We start from the raw sequence: 23100 nt of genomic DNA, 5'->3' as shown, positions 1-23100 counted from the left end.
TCAGTTAAAATTTGCCCTTGAACGATTCGTGAACTAGTGCTCTTTGTTATTGTTATTTTGGTTCGTTTTCATACGGCAAGATTGATGGGATCGAGCATTATAGCAAACTCCGCAAACCTACTACCATTTTGAGATCTACAGTCAAATTTTATGGAAATCAACACCACCGCATCGCCTACAAAGGCTAACGCCGCTCAGACCGCGCTTGTGCTGTCGGACAGAGTACAAGAAGCCCTCGCGATTACCAAGCGTGGCGTCGACGAACTCTTGATCGAAAGCGAATTTGCGCAAAAATTAGCACGCTCCGAGAAAACCGGTGTTCCACTGCGCATCAAACTGGGCCTAGACCCGACTGCACCCGACTTGCATCTGGGCCACACTGTCGTGCTGAACAAGATGCGCCAGTTGCAAAACCTGGGCCATCAAGTCATTTTCCTCATTGGCGACTTTACTTCGATGATCGGCGACCCTTCGGGCCGCAACGTCACGCGCCCGCCTTTGACCAAGGAACAGATCGAGATTAACGCGATGACGTATTTCGCGCAAGCATCTTTAGTGCTGGACGCCAGCAAGACCGAAATCCGCTATAACTCCGAGTGGTGCGATCCGCTGGGCGCGCGCGGCATCATTCAGCTCGCTTCCCACTACACGGTGGCGCGCATGATCGAGCGCGACGACTTCACCAAGCGCTTCCAGGGCGGCATTCCTATTTCCGTGCATGAATTCCTCTACCCGCTGATGCAAGGCTACGACTCGGTGGCTCTGAAGTCGGACCTGGAACTGGGCGGCACGGACCAGAAGTTCAACCTGCTGGTGGGCCGCGAACTGCAAAAGCAGTATGGACAGGAGCAGCAATGTATTTTGACCATGCCGCTGCTGGAAGGTTTGGACGGCGTGGAAAAAATGTCCAAGTCGAAGAATAACTACATCGGCATCACGGAACCGGGTAACACCATGTTCGCCAAGCTGATGAGTATTTCCGACGTCATGATGTGGCGCTACTACGAGCTGCTGTCGTGGCGTTCGATCGCCGAACTGGCCCAGCTGAAGCGCGAAGTCGAGGAAGGCCGCAATCCACGCGATGCCAAGGTTGCGCTGGCGCAAGAAATCGTCGCCCGTTTCCATTCGCAGCAGGCGGCGGAAGATGCGCTGGCCGACTTCGTCAACCGCTCGAAGGGCGGCATTCCCGACGATATCCCGGCAGTGACGCTGGCTGGTGCACCGCTGGGCATCCCGCAATTGCTCAAGCAAGCAGGTCTGTGCCCATCGACATCGGAAGCCATGCGCAAGATCGACCAGGGCGGCGTGCGCATCGACGGCACCGTCATCAGCGACAAGGGCTTGCAAGTGGCGGCCGGCGAATTCGTGTTGCAAGTTGGCAAGCGCAGTTTCGCGCGCGTCACCTTGACGGCATGATTGCGCTGCTGCAAAGAGTCACGCAGGCGAAAGTCGACGTCGCCGGCGCCACCATCGGCGCCATCGACGCCGGCCTGATGGTGCTGGTGTGTGCGGAGCGGGGCGATACGGAGAAGGAAGCGGACGCCCTGCTGACCAAATTGCTTGGCTATCGCGTGTTTGCCGACGAGGCGGGCAAGATGAACCGCAGTGTGACGGACGTGGCCGGCGGCTTGCTGCTGGTGCCCCAGTTTACGCTGGCGGCCGATACCAAGTCCGGTACGCGCCCGTCGTTTACGCCGGCAGCCGCGCCGCAGGATGGCTTGCGCCTGTTTTCGCATTTTGTGGAACAGGCGCGCAGCCGCCATGCGACCGTGCAAACGGGACAGTTTGGCGCCGACATGCAAGTGTCGCTGACGAATGACGGACCCGTCACCTTTTGGCTGCAAGTGAATGCAAAGCAATAACTAAAAAGATAAAAGGGAGCAAGCGATGAAATTGTGGAGCGAGACGTTTCGTGATGGCGGTCTGATGCCGGCCGACTATGCGTTTGCCGAGATCGATCCGGTCAGCCGCGTGCGCCTCGCCGGCAACCGCAATCCCCATCTGGCCTGGGATGAGGTGCCGAGCGGCACCGAATCGCTGGCCCTGTTCTGCATCGACCCCGATGCGCCGCAAGACGCCAGTCTGGCCAACCGCGATGACCAGGCTCTGCCGCTGACGGCGCCGCGCGGCGACTTTTATCACTGGAGCTTGCTCGACTTGCCGCCGGACATGCGGGTCATAGCCGCCGGAGAGTTTTCCAGCGGCATCACGCCGCGCGGCAAGCCTGCTGGTACTGTGTTGCGCCAGGGCATCAACGACTACACGGGCTGGTTTGCCGGCGATGCCGCCATGGCCGGCGATTATTACGGTTATGATGGCCCGTGCCCGCCGTGGAATGATGAGCGCATCCACCACTACATCTTCCGCCTGTATGCGCTCGACGTGCCGCGCCTGGCCTTGCCCGAGCGTTTTACGGGGCAGCAAGCCCATGCCGCTCTCTACGGCCACATCCTCGACGAAGCCCAGCTCGTCGTTGCCTACTCGCTCAAGCCCGAGCTGGCACTTACCCTGAAGAAATAAAGCATGAGCACCACGATTTTACTGATACGCCATGGCGAAACGGCCTGGAACGCGGGTCGCCGCCTGCAGGGCCATATCGACATCGCCTTGAACGAGGCGGGCTTGGCGCAAGCGGCCGCGCTGGGGCAGGCGCTGGCGGACGAACCGCTGGCCGCCATCATTGCCAGCGACTTGCAACGCGCGCAGCAGACGGCGCAAGCCGTAGCCGATGTGAAAGACCTTCCCGTGCAGGCAGACCCCTTGCTGCGCGAGCGCTGCTATGGCGCCTTCGAAGGCTTGCTGTATGCGGATATCGCCGCGCGCTATCCGCATGAGTATGCGCAATGGCAATCGCGGCAGATCGATGCCGTGATGCCCTCAGGCGAGCGCGTAGCGGAGAGCTTCCGCCAGTTCTATGCGCGCGCAAATGGCGCCATAGCGTGCTGGGCCCAGCGCTATGACGGCCAGACGATTGCCATCGTGGCACACGGCGGCGTGCTCGAATGCGCCTACCGCGAGGCGATCGGCATGGCGCTCGACAGTCCGCGCGACTTCCAGGTTCAAAATGCCAGCGTCAACCGCTTCTTGTATGCGGATGGCAAGCTGCAATTAAAGCACTGGGGAGACATCGACCACCTGAGCGTGCCCGCAATGGACGAGCTGAGCTAACAGTTGGGGCGCGCTGCCGGACCGGGCCGCCAGCGGTCCGTTTTGCTGTGCTGCACAAGCGCGGCGCCCACTCTGGCGCACTGAAACAAAAAAATAGTGCTTATTAAATAGGCAGGGAATCGGTTAAAATAGCAGGTTCCTCCGTCCATTCCAGGTTCTTCAGTGCAAATCGGCCCTTACATTCTGCGCAATAACGTTTTCGTCGCTCCCATGGCGGGCGTGACGGATCGGCCTTTCCGCCAGTTGTGCAAGCAGCTGGGTGCCGGCTATGCCGTGTCGGAAATGGCGGCGTCGAATCCACGCCTGTGGGCGACGGAAAAAAGTGCGCGCCGCACGGACCACGAAGGCGAAATGGAGCCGAAAGCCGTGCAAATCGCCGGTGCCGATCCGCAAGACCTGGCCGATTGCGCCAAGTTCAACGTGGACCGGGGCGCGCAGATCATCGACATCAACATGGGTTGCCCCGTGAAGAAGGTGTGCAACAGCTGGTGCGGTTCGGCCCTGCTGCAAAACGAAAGCCTGGTCGAAAAGATCCTGCACGCCGTCGTCAATGCCGTTGACGTCCCCGTCACCCTGAAATTTCGCACGGGCTGGAACCGCGAAAACAAGAATGCCCTGAAAATCGCCCGCATCGCCGAGCAGGCTGGCATCCAGATGCTGACCTTGCACGGCCGCACGCGCGCCGATGGCTACAAGGGCGATGCCGAATATGAAACCATTGCCGCCGTGAAAGCGTCAGTGGGCATTCCCGTGGTGGCCAATGGCGACATTACCAGTCCGCAGAAGGCCCGTTTTGTGCTCGATCAAACGGGTGCCGATGCCGTCATGATCGGCCGCGCGGCGCAGGGCCGGCCGTGGATTTGCCGCGAAATCGACCATTTCCTGCGCACCGGCACCGTGTTGCCGGCACCCTACGTGGATGAAGTGCGTACCTTGATGGATGAGCATTTGCGCGCCCATTACGCGTTTTACGGAGAATTTCTCGGTGTGCGCACGGCGCGCAAGCACATCGGCTGGTATGTGAAAGACCTGGAAGGCGGCGAAGCGTTCCGCCAGCAAATGAACTTGCTGGAGTCGACGGACGCGCAATTGCTGGCCGTCGATCAATTTTTTGAGTCGCAATGGAAATTTGGCGAGCGGTTACAATACCGCCTCTCCGAATCCAGTGAAAGTGGCCTGCTGGAAACGGCCACGGCAGCATGAGCAGATAGCAACGCAGTGATATAAGTTACAAGCAATAGTTGCGAGAAGTACAAGGGCGAGCGCCTATACAGAGCGTCATGCAATATTAATTACAACACCGAGGCAAAAGGGCAGCACGCGGACCGCATGAGCGGCGCGGCACCGCATTGCCAGGTGTTCAGCCGGTTGAAGCATAAAAATGAGCAAAGAAAGCATTCAGGAAGTCGTACAGAAAAGTCTAGAAGATTACTTCAATGACCTGGGCGAACAGCAAGCATCGAATATCTATGACATGGTCGTGCTGACCGTGGAAAAGCCCATCCTGGAAGTCGTGATGACACGCGCCGATGGCAACCAGTCGCACGCCGCGCAGATGCTGGGCATCAACCGCAATACCCTGCGCAAGAAATTGCAGGAGCACGGTTTGCTGTAATGCCGGCATGCAAGTGACGCCAAGATTTGAATCCGCCGCAGCGGGCTTAGCCTGAAGCTGAGCGCTGCGCCATTCGCCAAGAACACTTAACCACCTAGCCACAGCCATGATCAAACAAGCTCTCCTCTCCGTTTCCGACAAGACCGGCGTTCTCGAATTCGCCCGTGCCCTGTCGGCCCTCGGCGTCAACCTCCTGTCCACCGGCGGTACCGCAAAATTGCTGGCAGACAACGGTGTTCCTGTCACGGAAGTTGCCGATTACACGGGTTTCCCGGAGATGCTCGATGGCCGTGTGAAAACCCTGCACCCGAAAGTGCATGGCGGTATCCTGGCGCGCCGCGATTTCCCTGAGCACATGTCGAAACTGGTCGAGCACGACATGCCGACCATCGACATGGTGGTGGTCAATCTGTACCCGTTCCAGGGCACGGTTGCCAAGGCCGATTGCACGCTGGAAGACGCCATTGAAAACATCGATATCGGCGGCCCGACCATGCTGCGTTCGGCGGCCAAGAACCACAAGGACGTGGTCGTCATCTGCGACCCGACCGACTACGACGCCGTGCTGGCGGAAATGCGCTCGGCCGACGGCAAGGCAGGCGACGTCAGCTACGACACCAAATTCATGCTGGCGAAAAAAGTCTTTGCGCACACGGCGCAATACGATGGCGCCATCACCAACTACCTGACCAGCCTGGGCCCGACGAAAGTGCACGCCGAGCGCGGCGCTTATCCGCAAATCCTGAACGTTGCCTTTGAAAAAGTGCAAGACATGCGCTACGGTGAAAACCCGCACCAGAGCGCCGCCTTCTACCGCGACCTGGTGACCATCGATGGCGCGCTGGCCAACTATCGCCAGCTGCAAGGCAAGGAATTGTCGTATAACAACATCGCCGATGCCGATGCAGCCTGGGAATGTGTGAAGAGCCTGGGCGGCTTCGAGCAAAGCGCCGCCTGCGTGATCGTCAAGCACGCGAACCCATGCGGCGTAGCCCTGGGCAAGAATGCGGCCGAAGCGTATGCGCGTGCCCTGCAGACGGACCCGACCTCCGCGTTTGGCGGCATCATCGCCTTCAACACGGAACTCGATGGCGCCACCGCCGGCGAAATCGCCAAGCTGTTCGTGGAAGTGCTGATCGCCCCATCGTTTTCAAAGGAAGCGAAACAGATTCTGTCGAGCAAGCAAAACGTGCGCATGCTGGAAATCCCACTGGGCAATGGCGTCAACGCCATGGACTTCAAGCGCGTGGGTGGCGGTCTGCTGGTGCAATCGCCGGACGCGAAAAACGTCGGTATCGGCGACTTGCGCGTGGTCAGCAAGCTGCAGCCAACGCCGCAGCAATTGTCCGACCTGATGTTCGCCTGGAAAGTGGCGAAATTCGTCAAGTCGAACGCCATCGTCTTCTGCGGCAATAACATGACCCTGGGCGTGGGTGCTGGCCAGATGAGCCGTATCGATTCGGCCCGCATCGCTTCCATCAAGGCGCAAAACGCGGGCCTGTCGCTGACCGGTTCCGTGGTGGCGTCGGACGCCTTCTTCCCGTTCCGCGACGGCCTCGACGTCGTCGTCGATGCGGGCGCGACCTGCGTCATCCACCCGGGCGGCTCCATGCGCGACCAGGAAGTGATCGATGCGGCGGACGAGCGCGGCGTGGTCATGCTCTACACGGGCACGCGTCACTTCCGTCATTGATCGATGGAGAAAGTAGGTCGGATTAGCGGGGCCGCAGGTCGCGCGTAATCCGACAAGCGCAGTTGGCAACGCATGTCGGATTACGCGTACCGCTAATCCGACCTACAGCCTCTCTAAAAAGTACTCAGCGGCAGGCATCGGTTATTCACCGGTGCCTGCCGTATTCATTATAGAATCTGGCGATGATTATTCTTGGCATCGATCCTGGCCTGCGCACGACCGGCTTTGGGGTCATTGAAAAACACGGCAACAAGCTGCGCTATATCGCGTCAGGGACCATCAAGACGGGTTCCGAAGGGCAATTGCCACCGCGCCTGAAGATCATCCTGCAGGGCGTGAGCGAAATTGTCGGCACCTACCAGCCCGACTGCGCTGCCATCGAAAAAGTGTTTGTCAACGTCAATCCCCAATCGACCTTGCTGCTGGGCCAGGCGCGCGGCGCGGCCATCTGCGCGCTCGTGCATGCCGACCTGTCGGTGGCCGAATATACGGCGCTGCAAGTGAAACAGGCCGTCACGGGCCACGGCAAGGCGGCCAAGGAGCAGGTGCAGGAAATGGTGTCGCGGCTGTTGTCACTGCCCGGCTTGCCCGGCACGGATGCGGCCGATGCCCTGGGCGTGGCCATTTGCCACGCCAACAGCATCGATGCGCTGGCCATGATAGGCGCACTGGCGCCCCAGCTGCAGGGCTTGCGCATGAAGCGCGGCCGTTTAGTGGGGTAAACGCATGGCCCATAACTATATACACAACATTAGGAACACGCGATGATAGGTCGTCTCTCCGGTATTTTGCTTGAAAAGAATCCGCCACAATTGCTGGTCGATTGCCAGGGCGTCGGCTATGAAGTCGACGTGCCGATGAGCACGTTTTACAACTTGCCGCACGTGGGTGAAAAAGTCGTGCTGTTCACGCACCAGGCCATCCGCGAAGATGCGCATCTGTTGTTTGGCTTCGGCAATGCGGCTGAGCGGGCCGTGTTCCGCCAGTTGATCAAGATCACGGGCGTGGGCGCGCGCATGGCCTTGTCCATCCTGTCGGGCATGACGATTGCCGACCTGGCGCAAGCGATCACCTTGCAGGATTCGGGCCGCCTGGTCAAAGTACCTGGCATCGGCAAGAAGACGGCCGAGCGTCTGCTGCTGGAATTGAAGGGCAAGTTGGGTGCCGATATCGGCGCCGGTGGCGCACACGCGGCGCCGGACGCGCAATCGGATATTTTGAACGCGCTGGTGGCGCTCGGTTATTCGGACAAGGAAGCGCTGGCCGCCGTGAAAAACGTGCCGGCTGGCAGCGGCGTCTCGGACGGCATCAAACTGGCGCTGAAAGCGCTGTCGAAAGGCTGATAAGGCATGAGCATCCAGACCGACAGCTTCACGGAACAGCGCATCATCGACGCGGCGCCTATCTCGCACAACGAAGAAGCCATCGAACGGGCTTTGCGCCCCAAGCAGCTAGACGAGTATGTGGGGCAGGAAAAGATCCGCGACCAGCTGGAAATCTTCATCACGGCGGCGCGCCAGCGCAAGGAAGCGCTCGACCATACCTTGCTGTTCGGGCCGCCGGGCCTGGGCAAGACGACCCTGGCGCACATCATCGCGCGCGAAATGGGCGTCAACCTGCGCCAGACGTCCGGCCCCGTGCTGGAGCGCCCGGGCGACCTGGCGGCGATTTTGACGAACCTGGAAGCGAACGACGTCCTGTTCATCGATGAAATCCACCGGCTGTCGCCGGTCGTGGAAGAGATTTTGTATCCGGCGCTTGAGGATTATCAAATCGATATTATGATCGGCGAAGGCCCGGCTGCCCGTTCCGTGAAACTCGATCTGCAGCCGTTTACCCTGGTCGGCGCCACCACGCGGGCCGGCATGTTGACCAACCCGCTGCGCGACCGCTTCGGCATCGTGGCGCGCCTGGAGTTTTACAACACGGGCGAACTGACGAAGATCGTCACGCGCAGCGCCGCCTTGCTGAAAGCGCCCATCGACCCGGAAGGCGCGCACGAGATCGCCCAGCGCGCCCGTGGCACGCCGCGTATCGCCAACCGCTTGCTGCGCCGCGTGCGCGATTTTGCGGAAGTCAAAAGCAATGGCGAGATCACCAAGGTGGTGGCCGACCGCGCCTTGGCCATGCTGGACGTCGATTCTGTGGGCTTCGACGTGATGGACCGCAAGCTGCTCGAAGCCGTGCTGTTCAAGTTTGGCGGCGGTCCCGTCGGCATCGGCAACCTGGCGGCCGCTATCGGTGAAGCGGCCGATACCATCGAAGACGTGCTGGAACCGTATCTGATCCAGCAAGGCTTCTTGCAGCGCACGCCGCGTGGCCGCGTTGCCACGCCGGCCGCCTATTTGCACTTCGGCGTCAGCGCACCGCGCATGGGCCCGGGCGGCGAAGCGTGGGAACTGTGATGGCGGACGGTAGTCAGCAAGCCATGCCGGGCATGCAAATCTGGATCGACGCCGATGCCTGCCCCGTGGTCATCAAGGAAATCCTGTACCGCGTGGCCGATCGCCTGGAGTTGCCGCTCATCCTGGTGGCCAACCAGGGCTTGCGCGTGCCGCCGTCGCGCTTCATCCGCACCGTGCAAGTGCCGTCCGGCGCCGATGTTGCCGACCAGGAAATCGTGCGGCTGCTCAATCCCGGCGACCTCGTCATCACGGGTGACATCCCGCTGGCTGCCGACGTGCTGACCAAGGGCGGTTTTGCGCTGAATCCCCGTGGCGAGTTTTATACGAAAGATAATATCGCCCAGCAACTGACGATGCGCGCCTTCATGGAAGAATTGCGCAGCGGTGGCGTGGACACGGGCGGCCCGGCCGCCTTCAGCCAGTCCGACCGGCAGCAGTTCGCCAACAGCCTGGACCGGCATCTGAGCAAGCATCACCGCAAGCCGGCGCCAGCCGTGCGTCAGACGTAAAAAAGCCGGCGCAGGGCCGGCTTCATCAGGGCAGGGCGTGCGCTGCTTACTCTTCGCGCACCCACGTCTGCGAGCGGCCAAACATTGGTACACCGATGTAGCCGCGCACTTGCAACTTGGTGCCGCCTTCCATCAGTTCGGCCTTGCTCTTGTAAGTCTTGCCATTGGCCGGGTCCGTGATTTCGCCGCCCGTCCATTCCTTGCCGTCATACTTCAGGCCGGACAGGATTACCAGGCCGATGATGGGCTGGTCCTTGTTGGCGCCCGTGCACTTGTCGCACTTCGGGTTTTGATCTTCATTCGGGGCGCGGAACAGCTTGTCGATCTTGCCTTGCAAGACACCGTTGTTTTCCGTGATGACGACAAGCGATTTCGGCTTGCCGGTGGCGTCGTCGATGGTTTTCCACGTGCCTACGGGCGTGTGGTTATCGTCGCGCGCTGTGGCGCTGCCGGCGATGGCCAGGGCGGCCATCATGATGCTTGCTGTGACGCTTGCTTTGAATATTTTATGCATTGCTAGTCTCCAATGGTTTTTTTGATCGGGTCACGAACAGTTTATATACCAAGGCAAGACCAGCGGTACTGCGCGGCGTCACGGATGACGCCGCGCAATCCTTCCAAACTTGCCTTATGCGCTGGCTAGTTTAGCAAACTGTTCGCGCAATTTTTCAATTGTGGCCGAAAAACTGAGCAAACGCTCGTTTTCTTGCGCAACGATGGCGGCCGGGGCGCGCGCGACAAAGCTTTCATTGCCTAATTTGCTATTTACTTTGGCAATTTCCGCTTCGATGCGGGCGATTTCCTTGCCCAGGCGTTCGCGTTCGGCGGCCACGTCGATTTCCACTTTCAGCATCAGCTTGGTGGTGCCGACGATGGCGACGGCCGCAGGCGAGTCCGGCAGCGCATCGACGATCTGCACTTCGGCCAGCTTGCCCAGCGACTGGATGTAGGGCGCATACGACGCCAGCGCGGCCTTTTCCGTGGCATTGCCCGCTTCGACGATCAGCGGCACGCGCACGGAAGGAGAAATTTGCATTTCCCCGCGCAGGTTGCGCGTCGCATCCGTCAAGGCTTTCAGTTGCTGCATCCATGCTTCGGCCGACTCGTCGATCTTGTCGGTATTGGCGATCGGATACGGCTGCATCATGATGGAATCACCTTCCGCCTTGAGCGTCTTGCCGGCCAAAGGCGCCACCGTTTGCCACAGCGCTTCCGTGACAAACGGGATGATCGGATGGGCCAGGCGCAATACCACTTCCAGCACGCGCAGCAGGGTGTGGCGGGTGGCGCGTTGCTGGCCTTCCGTGCCCTGTTGCACTTGGACTTTCGCCACTTCCAGGTACCAGTCGCAATACTCGTCCCAGACGAATTTGTAGATGGTGGCGGCGATGTTGTCGAAACGGAAGTCTTCAAAGCCCTTGGCCACGTCCAGTTCCGCCTTTTGCAGCAGGGAAATAATCCACTTGTCCGCTTGCGACAGGTCGGCGTCATTCGGCGTGCAATCCTTGCCTTCCGTATTCATCATGACGAAACGGGTAGCGTTCCACATCTTGTTGCAGAAGTTGCGGTAGCCTTCGCAGCGGCCCAGGTCGAAGTTGATGTTGCGGCCCAGGGAGGCATAGCTGGCCATGGTGAAGCGCACGGCGTCCGTGCCGTAGGCCGAAATGCCTTCCGGGAATTCCTTGCGCGTCGCCTTGGTGATTTTTTCCGCGTCGCGCGGGTTCATCAGGCCCGTGGTGCGCTTGACGATCAAGCCTTCCAGGTCGATGCCGTCGATCAAGTCGATCGGGTCCAGCGTATTGCCCTTCGACTTGGACATCTTCTGTCCCGTCGAATCGCGCACCAGGCCGTGCACGTAGACAGTTTCAAACGGTACCTTGCCCGTGAAGTGCGCCGTCATCATGACCATGCGCGCGACCCAGAAGAAGATGATATCGAAACCCGTCACCAGTACGGACGACGGCAGGAACGCCTTCATGTCCGGCGTTTCTTCAGGCCAACCCATGGTCGAGAATGGCACCAGGGCCGACGAGAACCAGGTGTCGAGCACGTCGTCATCGCGCTTCAAGGGCCCCGTGCTGCCGGCGGCCACGGCCTTGGCTTGCGCCTCAGCTTCCGTCTTGGCAACGAAGATATTGCCCTTGTCGTCGTACCAGGCCGGGATTTGATGGCCCCACCACAGCTGGCGCGAGATGCACCAGTCCTGGATGTTGTTGAGCCACTGATTGTAGGTGGTGCTCCAGTTTTCCGGCACGAACTTGATTTCGCCATTGGCGACCTTGTCCAGTGCCGTTTCGGCGATCGACTTGCCTGGGAAGAAAGTGCCTTCCGGGGCCGGCTTGCTCATGGCGACGAACCACTGGTCCGTCAGCATCGGCTCGATGACGACGCCAGTGCGGTCGCCGCGCGGCACCATCAGCTTGTGCGGCTTGACTTGCTCGAGCAAGCCTTGCGCATCGAGGTCGGCGACGATTTGCTTGCGTGCGGCGAAGCGGTCCATGCCGCGGTAGGCTTCAGGTGCGTCGTCGGTGATCTTCGCGTCCAGGGTCAGAATGACGATCTGCGCCAGTTTGTGGCGCTGGCCGACGGCGTAATCGTTCATGTCGTGCGCGGGGGTAATCTTCACGCAGCCCGTGCCGAATTCCTTGTCGACGTATTCGTCGGCGATGATGGGAATTTCACGGTCCGTCAGCGGCAGTTTCAGCATCTTGCCCACCAGCGCTGCGTAGCGCTCGTCCGTCGGGTCGACGGCGACGGCCACATCGCCCAGCATGGTTTCAGGACGGGTGGTGGCCACCGTCAGGAAACCGCTGCCATCGGCCAGCGGGTACTTGATGTACCACATGGAGCCGTCTTCTTCCTCGGACACCACTTCCAGGTCGGACACAGCCGTACCCAGCACGGGGTCCCAGTTGACGAGGCGCTTGCCGCGGTAGATCAGGCCTTGCTCGAACAGGCGCACGAAGACGTCGGTGACGACTTTCGAGCGCGGTTCATCCATCGTGAAGTATTCGCGCTGCCAGTCGGCCGAGGCGCCCAGGCGGCGCATTTGGCCGGTGATGATGGAACCGGATTTTTCTTTCCATTCCCACACTTTTTCCACGAATTTCTCGCGGCCCAGGTCATGGCGTGAAATCTTTTGCGCGTCCAGCTGGCGTTGCACGACGATTTGCGTGGCGATGCCGGCGTGGTCGGTGCCGGGAATCCAGGCCGTGTTGTGGCCCAGCATGCGGTGATAGCGGGTCAGGCCATCCATGATGGTCTGGTTGAACGCATGGCCCATGTGCAGGGTGCCGGTGACGTTCGGCGGCGGCAACTGGATGCTGAAGGAAGGTTTTCCGGCATCGAGGGTGGCGGTAAAGTAACCGCGCTGTTCCCACTCGGTGCGCCAGAATTGTTCAATGTCGGCGGGCTCGAAAGACTTGGCTAATTCCATGATTTGGCGTGTGATTGGCAAAAGGAACCATTATAGATGACGCGGCATCGCCCGCAGCGTGGCAACTGGCCTTTTTCAGTGTTTTGGCGGCTTTGCGGGCCGTTTTCCCGCAACAGAACGGGGATAAACGCGCTGCCGATGTTATAATGCCTGCCTCGGCGCCTCCTGCCCCATCTTTGCGGACGGCGCCTGCAGACGCAGTTTTATCCAACTCCCGTCCGCGTCACAAGGCCAGCGCATCAGCGATGCCAGCCATTTCAGAGCGTCCCCTTCGGGCCGGGCGCCTGAGCCACGCGCACCCTCAGCGGTGCACCATTCACGGCGGAATCAAAGCGGCTCGTTATTGCGCGCCGCTGCCGCCACAGCTTAGCCAGGAATGTTGTTATCTGGCCCGTCGTCTTTCGATACGGCATGTCACTACAGCGCGCCTTGACGCCTGTGGCCATGCCATGGCCGCGCGCTTTCCCGGTTTTGCTTTTACAAGGAAACCACCATGAAGAAAATCTCGTTCACCATCCGCCTTGTTTCGACCATCGCCAGCCTGGGCGCCATTCCCCTTGCCTATGCTCAGTCGTCCGTCGACGTGTACGGCCTGATGGATGCGGGCCTGGTGCAGGAAGGCGGCATTAGCAAGCTCACCAGTGGTGTGTCGGCCGGCTCGCGCCTGGGCCTGCGCGGCACGGAATCGCTGGGCGACGGCTGGCAAGCCGTGTTCACCCTGGAAGCGGGTGTGCAGGGCGATACGGGCCGCTCGGACCAGGCGGGGCAATTGTTCGGCCGCCAGGCTTTTGTCGGCCTCGACAGCCCGCTGGGCATGCTGACCGTGGGGCGCCAGTACAACCTGCAAAGCCAGGCGCTGACCGACGTAGCCGATCCGTTCGAGGGCGGCCTGGCCGGGGCGGCGACCAACCTGGCCGGCTATTCGGCCACGCGCATCGACAACACCGTGCGCTACACCTCGCCCGAGCTGCGCGGCGTCACGGCCACCGTCATGTTTGGCTTTGGCGAACATACGGGTGTTGTGGCCGATCAACGTTCGCTGGGTCTGGCCCTCGGTTATGTCAACGGCCCCCTGACCCTGCGCCTGGCGCGCCAGAGCCGTGCCGGCGAGCCGGGCAAGGCCGATGTGAACAACACCATTTTGGCCGGCAACTACAACTTCGGCGTGGCCACCGCGTTTGCCGGCTATGGCCGCAACACGGGCGATGGCAGCACCATGTTCTTTGCGGAAAACCCGTATGGCGCGGCGCAGGCGCCAACCCGCTCAAGCGACAGCCGCGACGCCATCGTCGGCGTGTCCGTGCCGCTGGGCGCGACCACCTTGCTGGCCTCGTACGTGCGCAAGGATGACCGCGACGCGGCCAACCGCGATGCGCAGCAGCTGGCCATCGGCGCCACGTATGCCTTGTCCAAGCGCAGCAAGGTGTATCTTGCTTACGCGCATATCCGCAACCGCAACGACGCTGCCTACATGGTAGGCAATGCCACGGAAGTGGGCACGGGCAACCGCGCGCTGAATATCGGCTTGCGTCACGCGTTCTAAGCGGCCAGCATTTTTCTCCGCAGCAACAGTTCCTCGAAGGCGTCTGCGGTCAGCGGGCGGCTGAACAGATAGCCCTGCATCTGGTCGCAGCCGTGCTGGCGCAGGAAGGCTAGCTGCTGCGGCGTTTCCACGCCTTCGGCGATCACTTTCAGGCGCAGGCTGTGCGCCAGCGAAATGATGGCGCGCACGATGGCCACGTCATCGTCGCTGTTTGTGATGTCGCTGACGAAGGTCTTGTCGATTTTCAGCACGTCGATGGGGAAGTGGCGCAGGTAGGCCAGGCTGGAATAGCCGGTGCCGAAGTCGTCGATGGACAGTTGCACGCCCAGCGCCTTGAGGTTGCTCATGATGGCCGTGGCTTGCTCCACGTCATGCATGACCATGCTTTCCGTCAATTCCAGTTCCAGATGGGCGGCATCGAGGCCTGTCTCGGCCAATGCCTGCGCCACCGCGTGCAGCAGATTCCTTTGTTTGAATTGCCGCGCCGACAAGTTGACGGCTAGGCGCAGCCGGCCATGGCCGGCCAGTTGCCAGGCGCGGGTTTGGGCGCACGCCGTGTGCAGCACCCAGTCGCCGATGGGGGTGATCAAGCCCATTTCCTCGGCCAGGCTGATGAAGCTGGCAGGTGGAATACGCCCCAGTTGCGGATGGTGCCAGCGCAGCAGCGCTTCCATGCCCACCACCTTGCCGCTGGCCAAGTCCAGCTGGGGCTGATATTCGAGGTGAAACTGTCCCCGTTCCAGGGCGTGGCGCAACTCGCTTTCCAGTCCCAGCCGCTCCAGAGTGCCCGCGTTCATGCTCGATGCATAGAATTGCCAGTGGCCCCGTCCCTGTTCCTTGGCGCGGTACATGGCGATGTCGGCATGCTTGATCAGGGTGTCGGCATTCTGGCCATCGTCGGGATACACGGCCACTCCCATGCAACAGCTGAGAAAAAATTCATATTCGCCCAGTTGCAGCGGCTGCGCCACGGCGTCCTGGATGCGCTGCAGGATAGCCGCGCCCGGTTCTCCATTGCCATGCTGGGGCAGCAGCAGCACGAATTCGTCGCCGCCCAGGCGCGCCACCGTGTCGACTTCGCGCGTGGCGCCGCGCAGGCGCTCGGCCACGTTTTTCAGCACGCTGTCGCCCGCATCGTGGCCCAGGGTATCGTTGACGAATTTAAAGCGGTCGAGGTCGATGAACACCACCCACAGGGGCATGCCGCTGCGCCGCGTCACGGCCATCGCCAGTTCCAGCCGTTCTCGCAGCAGGGCCCGGTTGGCCAGGCCCGTGAGGATATCGTGCCGGGCCTGGAATTCCAGCTCCTGTTCGAAGCGCATGACGGTGCTGATGTCGTATTGCTCCACGACAAAGTGGCTGACGGTGCCATCGCCATCGTCGTGCACGGGAGCGATGAACAGCTCGCTCCAGTAGCAACTGCCATCCTTGCGGAAATTGCGCACGATGGCCTTGCCTTCGCGCTGTTCGCGCAGGGCCGCCGTAATTGGGTGCATGTCTTGCCGCCCTTGCGCGGGACCCTGCAAGTCTTCCAGGCGCTGGCCGATGACTTCCGCGGCCACATAGCCGGTGATGCGTTCGAAGGCGGGATTGACGTATTCGATCAGGTAGCCGGGTGCGTCGGCGCTGCACAGAATGATGGCATTGGCCGACACTTCGATGATGCGTTCGCGCAAACGCAACGACTTCTCATTGTGCATGCGCGTGGCAATGTCTTCGGACAGGCGCAAATTGGCAAACTGCAGCGCCACCGTGCGTTCGCCCGTGATGCGGGCAATCACGGAATTGCGCGTCACAAGCTGAAAGACATAGGCGGTTGCCAGCAGGCTCGACAGTAATCCGCCCAGCAGTACATACAGGGAGCCGCGATGGTTCGCATTGAAGCTCATGCCGCTGGCTGGCAGCAGGGCGGCGCCCAGCGTGTGCCCGCTGGCGTGGTATTCCAGCAGCAGCCGGGTGCTTTCCGACTCGATCTGGCGCGCCGAGACATAGCACAGGGCCGTCAGGCACAGCCCGACCGCCAGGGTGATCAGGGCCGAGGTGGAAACGGAAATGGAAATACGTTTGAAGAATGATTGCATGATGGCGTCCGGTATCAGTGCCGGTGCCGATCCATGATCCGGCAGCCCTGGCAGTGATGCCGACTGTAGGGCGCGCGGCACATGGACGTCCGTTCGCTGGCGAACGGACAAGCATGCCTACAAGAAATATAGTGGGCACTGTGCAAGCGCTGTGTTACGCTGCTGCATATGGCGCCCCTCGTTCGGACGTCTTACCTCTATCCCCTAGCTGACGACTGGAAACCAGGAAAACTGCCCATGTCGAGTCCGCATGCCCAGCTGCACAACCCGAATCAAAACCATTTGCTCGCCGCCATGCTAGACGCCGATTTCGCGCGCCTGGCCCCCCACCTGGAGCAAGTCTCCATGTTGCTCGGTGACGTGATCTACGATTCGGGCGACAAGCTGCAGCATGTGTACTTTCCCACCACGGCCATCGTTTCACTGCACTATCTGCTGGAAAACGGCGGCTCGTCGGAAATCGCCGGCGTGGGCAATGAAGGCGTGGTGGGCGTGTCTCTGTTCATGGGCGGCAACTCGACACCGAGCCGCGCCGTGGTGCAGACGGGGGGCGTCGGCTATCGCCTGAAGGCGCATTTGCTGATGGAAGAATTCGACCGCGCCGGTCCCGTCATGCGTTTGCTGCTGCGCTATACGCAAGCCTTGATCACGCAAATGTCGCAGACGGCCGTGTGCAACCGCCACCATACGGTAGAGCAGCAGCTGTGCCGCTGGCTGCTGCTGACCATGGACCGGCTGCCGAACCGCGAGCTGACCATGACGCAGGAACTCATCGCCAACATGCTGGGCGTGCGCCGCGAAGGCGTGACGGAAGCGGCGGGGCGCTTGCAGGCGCGCGGTTTCATCAGTTACCGGCGCGGCCATATTTCCGTGCTGGACCGCGCCGGCCTCGAAGGCCATGTGTGCGAATGCTATGGCGTGGTCAAGAAGGAATTCACGCGCCTGCTGTCGGACGTGCGCCAGCGCCAGGCGCAGTGAACACCGCACCTGATACCGCATTTCCCTTCTTATCGTTGTCATTGCCCAGGCTCATCATGCAATCTGTCGAAAACATCCCCCCGCGCGCGCCGTCGCGCTGGCCCATGGCGCTGGCGTTTTCGTTCAGCGCCGTCGTGTTGCTGGCCGTCGGCGTGCTGGCCTGGCGCGCGCCGTTCGAGACGGCATGCGTCATTGACGCGCTGGTATTTTTGCTGCTGATGCTGCTCGCGGCGCTGTACCGGCGCACGGTGTCGGCCAGCCTGCCGCGCCAGTTGCTCAAGGCGGGTGCCTTGCAGGATGCGATTTTCAACAGTGCCAATTTTTCCTGCATCGCCACCGATGCGCAAGGCGTGATCCAGATTTTCAATGTGGGCGCCGAACGCATGCTCGGCTATGAAGCCAGCGACGTGGTCGACAAGCTGACGCCGGCCGGCATTTCCGACGCGCAAGAAATCGTTGCGCGCGCTGCCGCCCTTAGTGCTGAACTCGACACCGTTATCACGCCGGGCGTGGAAGCGCTGGTGTTCAAGGCCTCGCGCGGCATCGAAGACATTTACGAATTGACCTACATCCGCAAGGATGGCAGCCGCTTCCCGGCCATGGTTTCCGTGACGGCCCTGCGCGACGCGCAGAGCAAGGTCATCGGTTACTTGCTGATCGGCACCGACAACACGGCGCGCAAGCAGGTCGAGGCGGAACAGGCGCAGCTGGACCAGCGCTTGCGCGAGCAGCAGTTCTACACGCGCTCTCTGATCGAATCGAATATCGATGCCCTGATGACGACGGACCCGCGCGGTATCATCAGCGACGTCAACCAGCAGATGGAAGCGCTGACGGGCTGCACGCGCGACGAATTGATCGGCGCGCCGTGCAAGAATTACTTTACGGAACCAGAACGGGCCGAGGAAGCCATCGCGCGCGTGTTGCGTGAAGGAAAGTTGACCAATTACGAGCTGACGGCCCTGGCGCGAGACGGCAAGCAGACGGTGGTGTCGTACAACGCGTCGACCTTCCATGACCGCGACCGCAAGCTGCAGGGCGTGTTTGCCGCCGCCCGCGACGTGACGGAACGCAAGCAGTTCGAGCAAGCCTTGCAAGACACGAATATCGAAATGGAAAAGGCCCGCCAGGCGGCGGAAAAGGCGAACCTGGCGAAGTCCGAGTTTCTGTCGAGCATGAGCCATGAATTGCGCACGCCCTTGAACGCCGTCCTGGGCTTTGCCCAGCTGATGGCGTCCGAGACGCCGGCGCCAAGCTTGCCGCAACAGCGCTCGATCGACCAGATCCTCAAGGGCGGCTGGTATCTCTTGCGCTTGATCAATGAAATCCTCGACTTGGCCATGATCGAGTCGGGCAAGGTCACCATGTCGCAAGAGGCGATGTCCCTGCTCGACGTGCTGCAGGATTGCCAGGCGATGATCGCGCCGCAGGCGGAAAAGCGCGGCATCAGCATGCATTTCCCCCGCTGCGGCAAGGCCTTCTATGTGCATGCGGACCGCACGCGCGTGAAACAGGTGATGATCAATCTGCTATCGAACGCCATCAAATATAACCAGAGCGGCGGCAGCGTGAAGGTCGAGTGCAGCCGCCACGGCGACCGGGTGCGCGTCAGTGTCACCGACAGCGGCGCCGGCCTGAATGCCGAACAGATGAGTCAGCTGTTCCAGCCCTTTAACCGCCTGGGCCAGGAAAGCAGCACGGAAGAGGGCACGGGCATCGGCCTGGTCGTCACCAAGCAGCTGGTCGAATTGATGGGCGGCACCATCGGCGTGGACAGCACGGTGGGCGTGGGTACCACTTTCTGGGTCGAATTCAAGGCCTCGCGTGCGCCGGAGCTGCATCTGGAAGAGGGGGCAGTGCTGCCGGTGGTGCAGGAGAACCAGGAAAGCCAGCGTACCCTGCTGTACGTGGAAGACAATCCCGCCAACCTGGCACTGGTGGAGCAACTGATCGCCCGTCGCAGCGATTTGAAATTGCTGACGGCCGTCGATGCGCATCTGGGCATCGACCTGGCGCGCACGTATCAACCGGACGTGATCTTAATGGATATCAACCTGCCCGGTATCAGCGGCTATGGCGCCCTGCACATCCTGCACGACGATCCGCTCACCAGCCACATTCCCGTGATGGCCCTGTCCGCCAACGCCGTGCCGCGCGACATCGAGAAAGGCCTGGAAGCGGGCTTCTTCCGCTACCTGACCAAGCCGATCAAGGTCGTTGAATTCATGGATGCGCTTGACGTGGCCCTGCACCATGCGGCCGAGCACGGCCTGGCCGACGACATTCACACAGTACGCTAATTCAGCACTTCATTTTAGGAACACCGCCATGCTTCAAGCCACCGAGATCCTGAACGCCAGCATTCTCATCGTCGATGACCAGGAGGCTAACGTCATGCTGCTGGAACAGGTGTTGCGCAATGCCGGCTATACGCGCATCACTTCCACCATGGACCCGCAAGCCGTGCACGCGCTGCACCAGCAGCACCGCTACGACTTGATCCTGCTCGACTTGCAGATGCCGGAAATGGATGGCTTCGAAGTGATGGAAGGCTTGCGCGACATCGAGGCCGGCAGTTATCTGCCCGTGCTGGTGATCACTGCCCAGCCAGGCCACAAGCTGCGCGCGCTGCAGGCGGGCGCCAAGGATTTCGTCAGCAAGCCCTTCGACTTGGTGGAAGTGAAGACGCGCATCCACAATATGCTGGAAGTGCGCTTGCTGTACCAGAAGCTGGCCGAATACAATAAGTCGCTGGAACTGATGGTGGAAGAGCGCACGGCGGAGTTGCGCGAAAGCGAAGCGCGCTTCCAGCGCTTCACGGAACTGTCGTCCGACTGGTACTGGGAACAGGATGCGCAAGGCAATCTGACGCGCTTTTCCGGTCCCGTGGCTGAAATGCTGGGCATCGGCAGCGAGGAAGAGCCGCAGCGCTGGAACGCCACCGAACGAGCGCTGCTCGATGCCAAGATTGCTGCGCGCGAACCGTTTCTCGACTTCATCTACAGCCGCGCCAACCTCGATGGCAGCACGCAGTACCTGCAGGTCAGCGGCGAACCGATGTTCGACAATGGCAGCCGCTTCATCGGCTACCGCGGTATTGGCCTCGATGTCACGGAGCGTCATCGCAGCGCCTGATTTATACTTGCTGCTATCGACATCCACAAGGAAAGCACCATGGCTGACAAATCTCCCTCCTACTGGTTTCCCGCCAAGACCTATGGCTGGGGCTGGGGCTTGCCCATCACGTGGCAGGGCTGGCTGGTGTTCCTGGCCGCGTTGGCGCTGTTCGCCTGCGGCGCCTTCCTGTTTCCCCCGCAAACCATGCTGGCAGGCTATATCGTGTATGAAGTGGCCATCGTTGCCGCGCTGATCGCCGTGTGCCAGTGGAAGGGCGAACCCACCGCCTGGCGCTGGGGCAAGAAGAAATAGACGTGCCGGCATCTGCTGCATTGCAGCAGATGCACATAGGAGACAAAGCAAGAAATCATCTGGCCACGCGGCGCGAACCGCGTATAATTGGCTCGCTGCCGCAAGGCGGCAAACGCTAGGGGTCCTGCCTTTCGCTGTGGAAACACAGTGCAAGCGCGGGTGAGAAATACCCTCCGAACCTGATCTGGATAATGCCAGCGAAGGGAAGCTTTAGGATGAACGCACCTCGCTTTTCCGCGTGCGCAATTCCGAACCTCCTTAGCTGGCTCCAGGCTATAAATAGTCTAGCTGCAAGTCTAGCCAAGGAGCCAAAATGAACGCCAACCCGAAATTCCTCTCTGCCACCGCCACGGTCGACGAAGCCGCCATCGCGCCACTGCCCAATTCGCGCAAGATCTATGTGGAAGGCAGCCGCCCCGACATCCGCGTGCCCATGCGGAGAATCAGCCAATCCGACACGGAAGCGTCGTTCGGCGGCGAAAAAAATCCGCCGATCTACGTGTACGACACGTCCGGCCCCTACACGGACCCGGACGTGCAGATCGATATCCGCTCGGGCCTCGATACGCCGCGCCTGCCGTGGATCATGGAGCGGGCCGACACGGAAGAATTGCCCGGCCCCACCTCCGATTACGGCATCGCCCGCCTGGCCGACCCGAAACTTGCCGAGCTGCGCTTCAATTTGCACCGCAAGCCGCGCCGCGCCATTGCCGGCAAGAACGTCACGCAAATGCATTACGCGAGGCGCGGGATTATCACGCCGGAAATGGAATTCGTCGCCATCCGCGAAAACATGCGCCGCCAGGAGTATTTGCGCGAACTGAAAGCCTCCGGTCCCATGGGCGGGCGCTTGGCCGAGCTGATGGGCCGTCAGCACCCAGGCCAGTCGTTCGGCGCCAGCATACCTGCGGAAATCACGCCGGAATTCGTGCGCGAGGAAATCGCCCGCGGCCGCGCCATCATCCCCGCCAACATCAATCACCCTGAAGTCGAACCGATGATTATCGGCCGCAATTTCCTGGTAAAAATCAACGCCAATATCGGCAATTCGGCCGTCACCTCGTCGATAGGCGAGGAGGTGGAAAAAATGACCTGGGCCATCCGCTGGGGCGGCGATAACGTGATGGACCTGTCTACCGGCAAGCACATCCACGAAACGCGCGAATGGATCGTGCGCAACAGCCCCGTGCCCATCGGCACCGTGCCTATCTATCAGGCGCTGGAAAAGGTCAATGGCAAGGCTGAAGACCTGACGTGGGAAATTTTCCGCGACACCCTGATCGAGCAGGCAGAGCAGGGTGTCGATTACTTCACCATCCACGCGGGCGTGCTGCTGCGCTATGTGCCGATGACGGCCAAGCGATTGACGGGCATCGTCTCGCGCGGCGGCTCCATCATGGCGAAATGGTGTCTGGCGCATCATCAGGAATCGTTCCTGTACACGCATTTCGAAGAGATCTGCGAAATCATGAAGGCGTACGACGTGTCGTTCTCGCTGGGTGACGGCCTGCGCCCCGGTTCCATCTACGACGCCAACGACGAGGCGCAGCTGGGCGAACTGAAAACCCTGGGCGAACTGACCCAAGTGGCCTGGAAGCACGACGTGCAAGTGATGATCGAAGGCCCGGGCCACGTGCCCATGCAATTGATCAAGGAAAACATGGACTTGCAGCTGGAGCAGTGCGGCGAAGCGCCGTTCTACACCCTGGGGCCGTTGACGACCGACATCGCGCCTGGTTATGACCACATCACGTCGGGCATCGGCGCGGCCATGATCGGCTGGTATGGCACGGCCATGCTGTGCTACGTGACGCCGAAGGAACACCTGGGCCTGCCCAACAAGGCCGACGTCAAGGACGGCATCATCACCTACAAGATCGCTGCGCACGCGGCTGACCTGGCAAAAGGCCATCCGGGCGCACAAATCCGCGACAACGCCCTGTCGAAAGCCCGCTTCGAATTCCGCTGGGACGACCAGTTCAACATCGGCCTGGACCCGGACAAGGCGCGCGAATTCCACGATGAAACCTTGCCCAAGGATTCGGCCAAGGTGGCGCATTTCTGCTCCATGTGCGGCCCCCACTTCTGCTCGATGAAGATCACGCAGGAAGTGCGCGAATATGCGGCCGGCATGGGCATCGCGGAAGACAAGGCGCTCAAGCAGGGCATGGAAATCAAGGCCATTGAATTCATCAAGAACGGCGCCGAGCTGTACCGCAAGGTCTGAAGGAGAGCGTGATGCC

At 60.9% G+C, this 23100-nt stretch carries 20 protein-coding genes and 1 riboswitch; of the genes, 17 read left to right on the top strand and 3 right to left on the bottom strand.

Going from position 1 to position 23100, the window contains the following annotated elements:
- The first annotated feature begins 150 nt into the window (after positions 1-150).
- From tyrS to ACQ4WZ_RS25275, 11 genes are all read left to right on the top strand, one after another.
- Positions 151-1416: a tyrosine--tRNA ligase gene (gene tyrS, locus ACQ4WZ_RS25325; protein WP_076568307.1), complete on the top strand. Its 1266-nt coding sequence runs from the start codon at positions 151-153 to the stop codon at positions 1414-1416.
- Positions 1413-1862 (top strand): D-aminoacyl-tRNA deacylase, encoded by a 450-nt coding sequence (gene dtd / locus ACQ4WZ_RS25320; protein ID WP_101483821.1) that lies wholly within the window; start codon positions 1413-1415, stop codon positions 1860-1862. The genes tyrS and dtd overlap by 4 nt, the downstream gene beginning before the upstream one ends.
- A 25-nt stretch (positions 1863-1887) precedes the next feature.
- On the top strand, positions 1888-2520 hold the full coding sequence (locus ACQ4WZ_RS25315; protein WP_436574771.1) for a YbhB/YbcL family Raf kinase inhibitor-like protein: 633 nt from the start codon (positions 1888-1890) through the stop codon (positions 2518-2520).
- A 3-nt stretch (positions 2521-2523) separates the two neighbouring features.
- A complete protein-coding gene (locus ACQ4WZ_RS25310) occupies positions 2524-3168 on the top strand; it encodes a histidine phosphatase family protein (RefSeq protein WP_436574770.1) in 645 nt (214 codons plus the stop codon).
- A 162-nt stretch (positions 3169-3330) separates the two neighbouring features.
- Complete coding sequence (gene dusB / locus ACQ4WZ_RS25305; protein ID WP_101483824.1) at positions 3331-4371, top strand: tRNA dihydrouridine synthase DusB; 1041 nt, start codon at positions 3331-3333, stop codon at positions 4369-4371.
- A gap of 178 nt (positions 4372-4549) precedes the next feature.
- On the top strand, positions 4550-4783 hold the full coding sequence (locus ACQ4WZ_RS25300) for a helix-turn-helix domain-containing protein (protein WP_008445162.1): 234 nt from the start codon (positions 4550-4552) through the stop codon (positions 4781-4783).
- Positions 4784-4889: 106 nt separating this feature from the next.
- Positions 4890-6476, top strand: a complete 1587-nt coding sequence (gene purH, locus ACQ4WZ_RS25295; RefSeq protein WP_133988668.1) for a bifunctional phosphoribosylaminoimidazolecarboxamide formyltransferase/IMP cyclohydrolase — start codon at positions 4890-4892, stop codon at positions 6474-6476.
- 182 nt (positions 6477-6658) lie between these two features.
- On the top strand, positions 6659-7198 hold the full coding sequence (ruvC, locus tag ACQ4WZ_RS25290) for a crossover junction endodeoxyribonuclease RuvC (protein WP_101483826.1): 540 nt from the start codon (positions 6659-6661) through the stop codon (positions 7196-7198).
- Positions 7199-7240: 42 nt separating this feature from the next.
- The gene (gene ruvA, locus ACQ4WZ_RS25285) at positions 7241-7819 is read left to right on the top strand and encodes a Holliday junction branch migration protein RuvA (protein WP_070222695.1); all 579 of its coding nucleotides are present in this window, start codon (positions 7241-7243) and stop codon (positions 7817-7819) included.
- 6 nt (positions 7820-7825) lie between these two features.
- The gene (ruvB, locus tag ACQ4WZ_RS25280) at positions 7826-8881 is read left to right on the top strand and encodes a Holliday junction branch migration DNA helicase RuvB (RefSeq protein ID WP_101483827.1); all 1056 of its coding nucleotides are present in this window, start codon (positions 7826-7828) and stop codon (positions 8879-8881) included.
- A gap of 32 nt (positions 8882-8913) precedes the next feature.
- Positions 8914-9390 carry a YaiI/YqxD family protein gene (locus tag ACQ4WZ_RS25275; protein ID WP_133993064.1) on the top strand — a complete coding sequence of 159 codons (477 nt, stop codon included), beginning with the start codon at positions 8914-8916 and terminating at the stop codon, positions 9388-9390.
- A 46-nt stretch (positions 9391-9436) separates the two neighbouring features.
- Here the strand turns inward: ACQ4WZ_RS25275 and ACQ4WZ_RS25270 are convergent, their stop codons facing one another.
- The gene (locus ACQ4WZ_RS25270; RefSeq protein ID WP_101483828.1) at positions 9437-9904 is read right to left on the bottom strand and encodes a DUF2147 domain-containing protein; all 468 of its coding nucleotides are present in this window, start codon (positions 9902-9904) and stop codon (positions 9437-9439) included.
- 114 nt (positions 9905-10018) lie between these two features.
- A complete protein-coding gene (locus tag ACQ4WZ_RS25265) occupies positions 10019-12826 on the bottom strand; it encodes a valine--tRNA ligase (protein WP_436574769.1) in 2808 nt (935 codons plus the stop codon).
- 493 nt (positions 12827-13319) lie between these two features.
- Between ACQ4WZ_RS25265 and ACQ4WZ_RS25260 the strand changes: the two genes are divergently transcribed.
- Positions 13320-14369 carry a porin gene (locus ACQ4WZ_RS25260; RefSeq protein ID WP_101483830.1) on the top strand — a complete coding sequence of 350 codons (1050 nt, stop codon included), beginning with the start codon at positions 13320-13322 and terminating at the stop codon, positions 14367-14369.
- On the opposite strand, the gene ACQ4WZ_RS25255 is transcribed toward ACQ4WZ_RS25260, so the two are convergent.
- Complete coding sequence (locus ACQ4WZ_RS25255) at positions 14366-16450, bottom strand: putative bifunctional diguanylate cyclase/phosphodiesterase (RefSeq protein WP_436574768.1); 2085 nt, start codon at positions 16448-16450, stop codon at positions 14366-14368. The two genes, ACQ4WZ_RS25260 and ACQ4WZ_RS25255, sit on opposite strands and share 4 nt — an antisense overlap.
- 237 nt (positions 16451-16687) lie before the next feature.
- On the opposite strand from ACQ4WZ_RS25255, the gene ACQ4WZ_RS25250 reads away from it, so the two are divergent.
- The 5 genes from ACQ4WZ_RS25250 (at position 16688) to thiC (ending at position 23084) form a co-directional block, all read left to right on the top strand.
- Positions 16688-17428 carry a Crp/Fnr family transcriptional regulator gene (locus ACQ4WZ_RS25250; RefSeq protein ID WP_133988664.1) on the top strand — a complete coding sequence of 247 codons (741 nt, stop codon included), beginning with the start codon at positions 16688-16690 and terminating at the stop codon, positions 17426-17428.
- Positions 17429-17484: 56 nt separating this feature from the next.
- Entirely contained in the window at positions 17485-19728 is a 2244-nt protein-coding gene (locus tag ACQ4WZ_RS25245) for a hybrid sensor histidine kinase/response regulator (protein ID WP_133988663.1), read from the top strand.
- A gap of 28 nt (positions 19729-19756) precedes the next feature.
- Positions 19757-20563 carry a response regulator gene (locus tag ACQ4WZ_RS25240; protein WP_436574767.1) on the top strand — a complete coding sequence of 269 codons (807 nt, stop codon included), beginning with the start codon at positions 19757-19759 and terminating at the stop codon, positions 20561-20563.
- A 39-nt stretch (positions 20564-20602) separates the two neighbouring features.
- Positions 20603-20857: a hypothetical protein gene (locus tag ACQ4WZ_RS25235; RefSeq protein ID WP_101483835.1), complete on the top strand. Its 255-nt coding sequence runs from the start codon at positions 20603-20605 to the stop codon at positions 20855-20857.
- A gap of 107 nt (positions 20858-20964) precedes the next feature.
- Positions 20965-21080, top strand: a riboswitch (TPP riboswitch).
- A gap of 90 nt (positions 21081-21170) precedes the next feature.
- A complete protein-coding gene (thiC, locus tag ACQ4WZ_RS25230; protein WP_436574766.1) occupies positions 21171-23084 on the top strand; it encodes a phosphomethylpyrimidine synthase ThiC in 1914 nt (637 codons plus the stop codon).
- Positions 23085-23100 lie beyond the last annotated feature (16 nt).

It is taken from the genome of Janthinobacterium darwini (genome assembly GCF_051380905.1).
Classification (GTDB): domain Bacteria; phylum Pseudomonadota; class Gammaproteobacteria; order Burkholderiales; family Burkholderiaceae_D; genus Janthinobacterium.
Note: the sequence above shows the minus strand (reverse complement) of the source record. Positions and strands in the feature narration are given on the sequence as shown.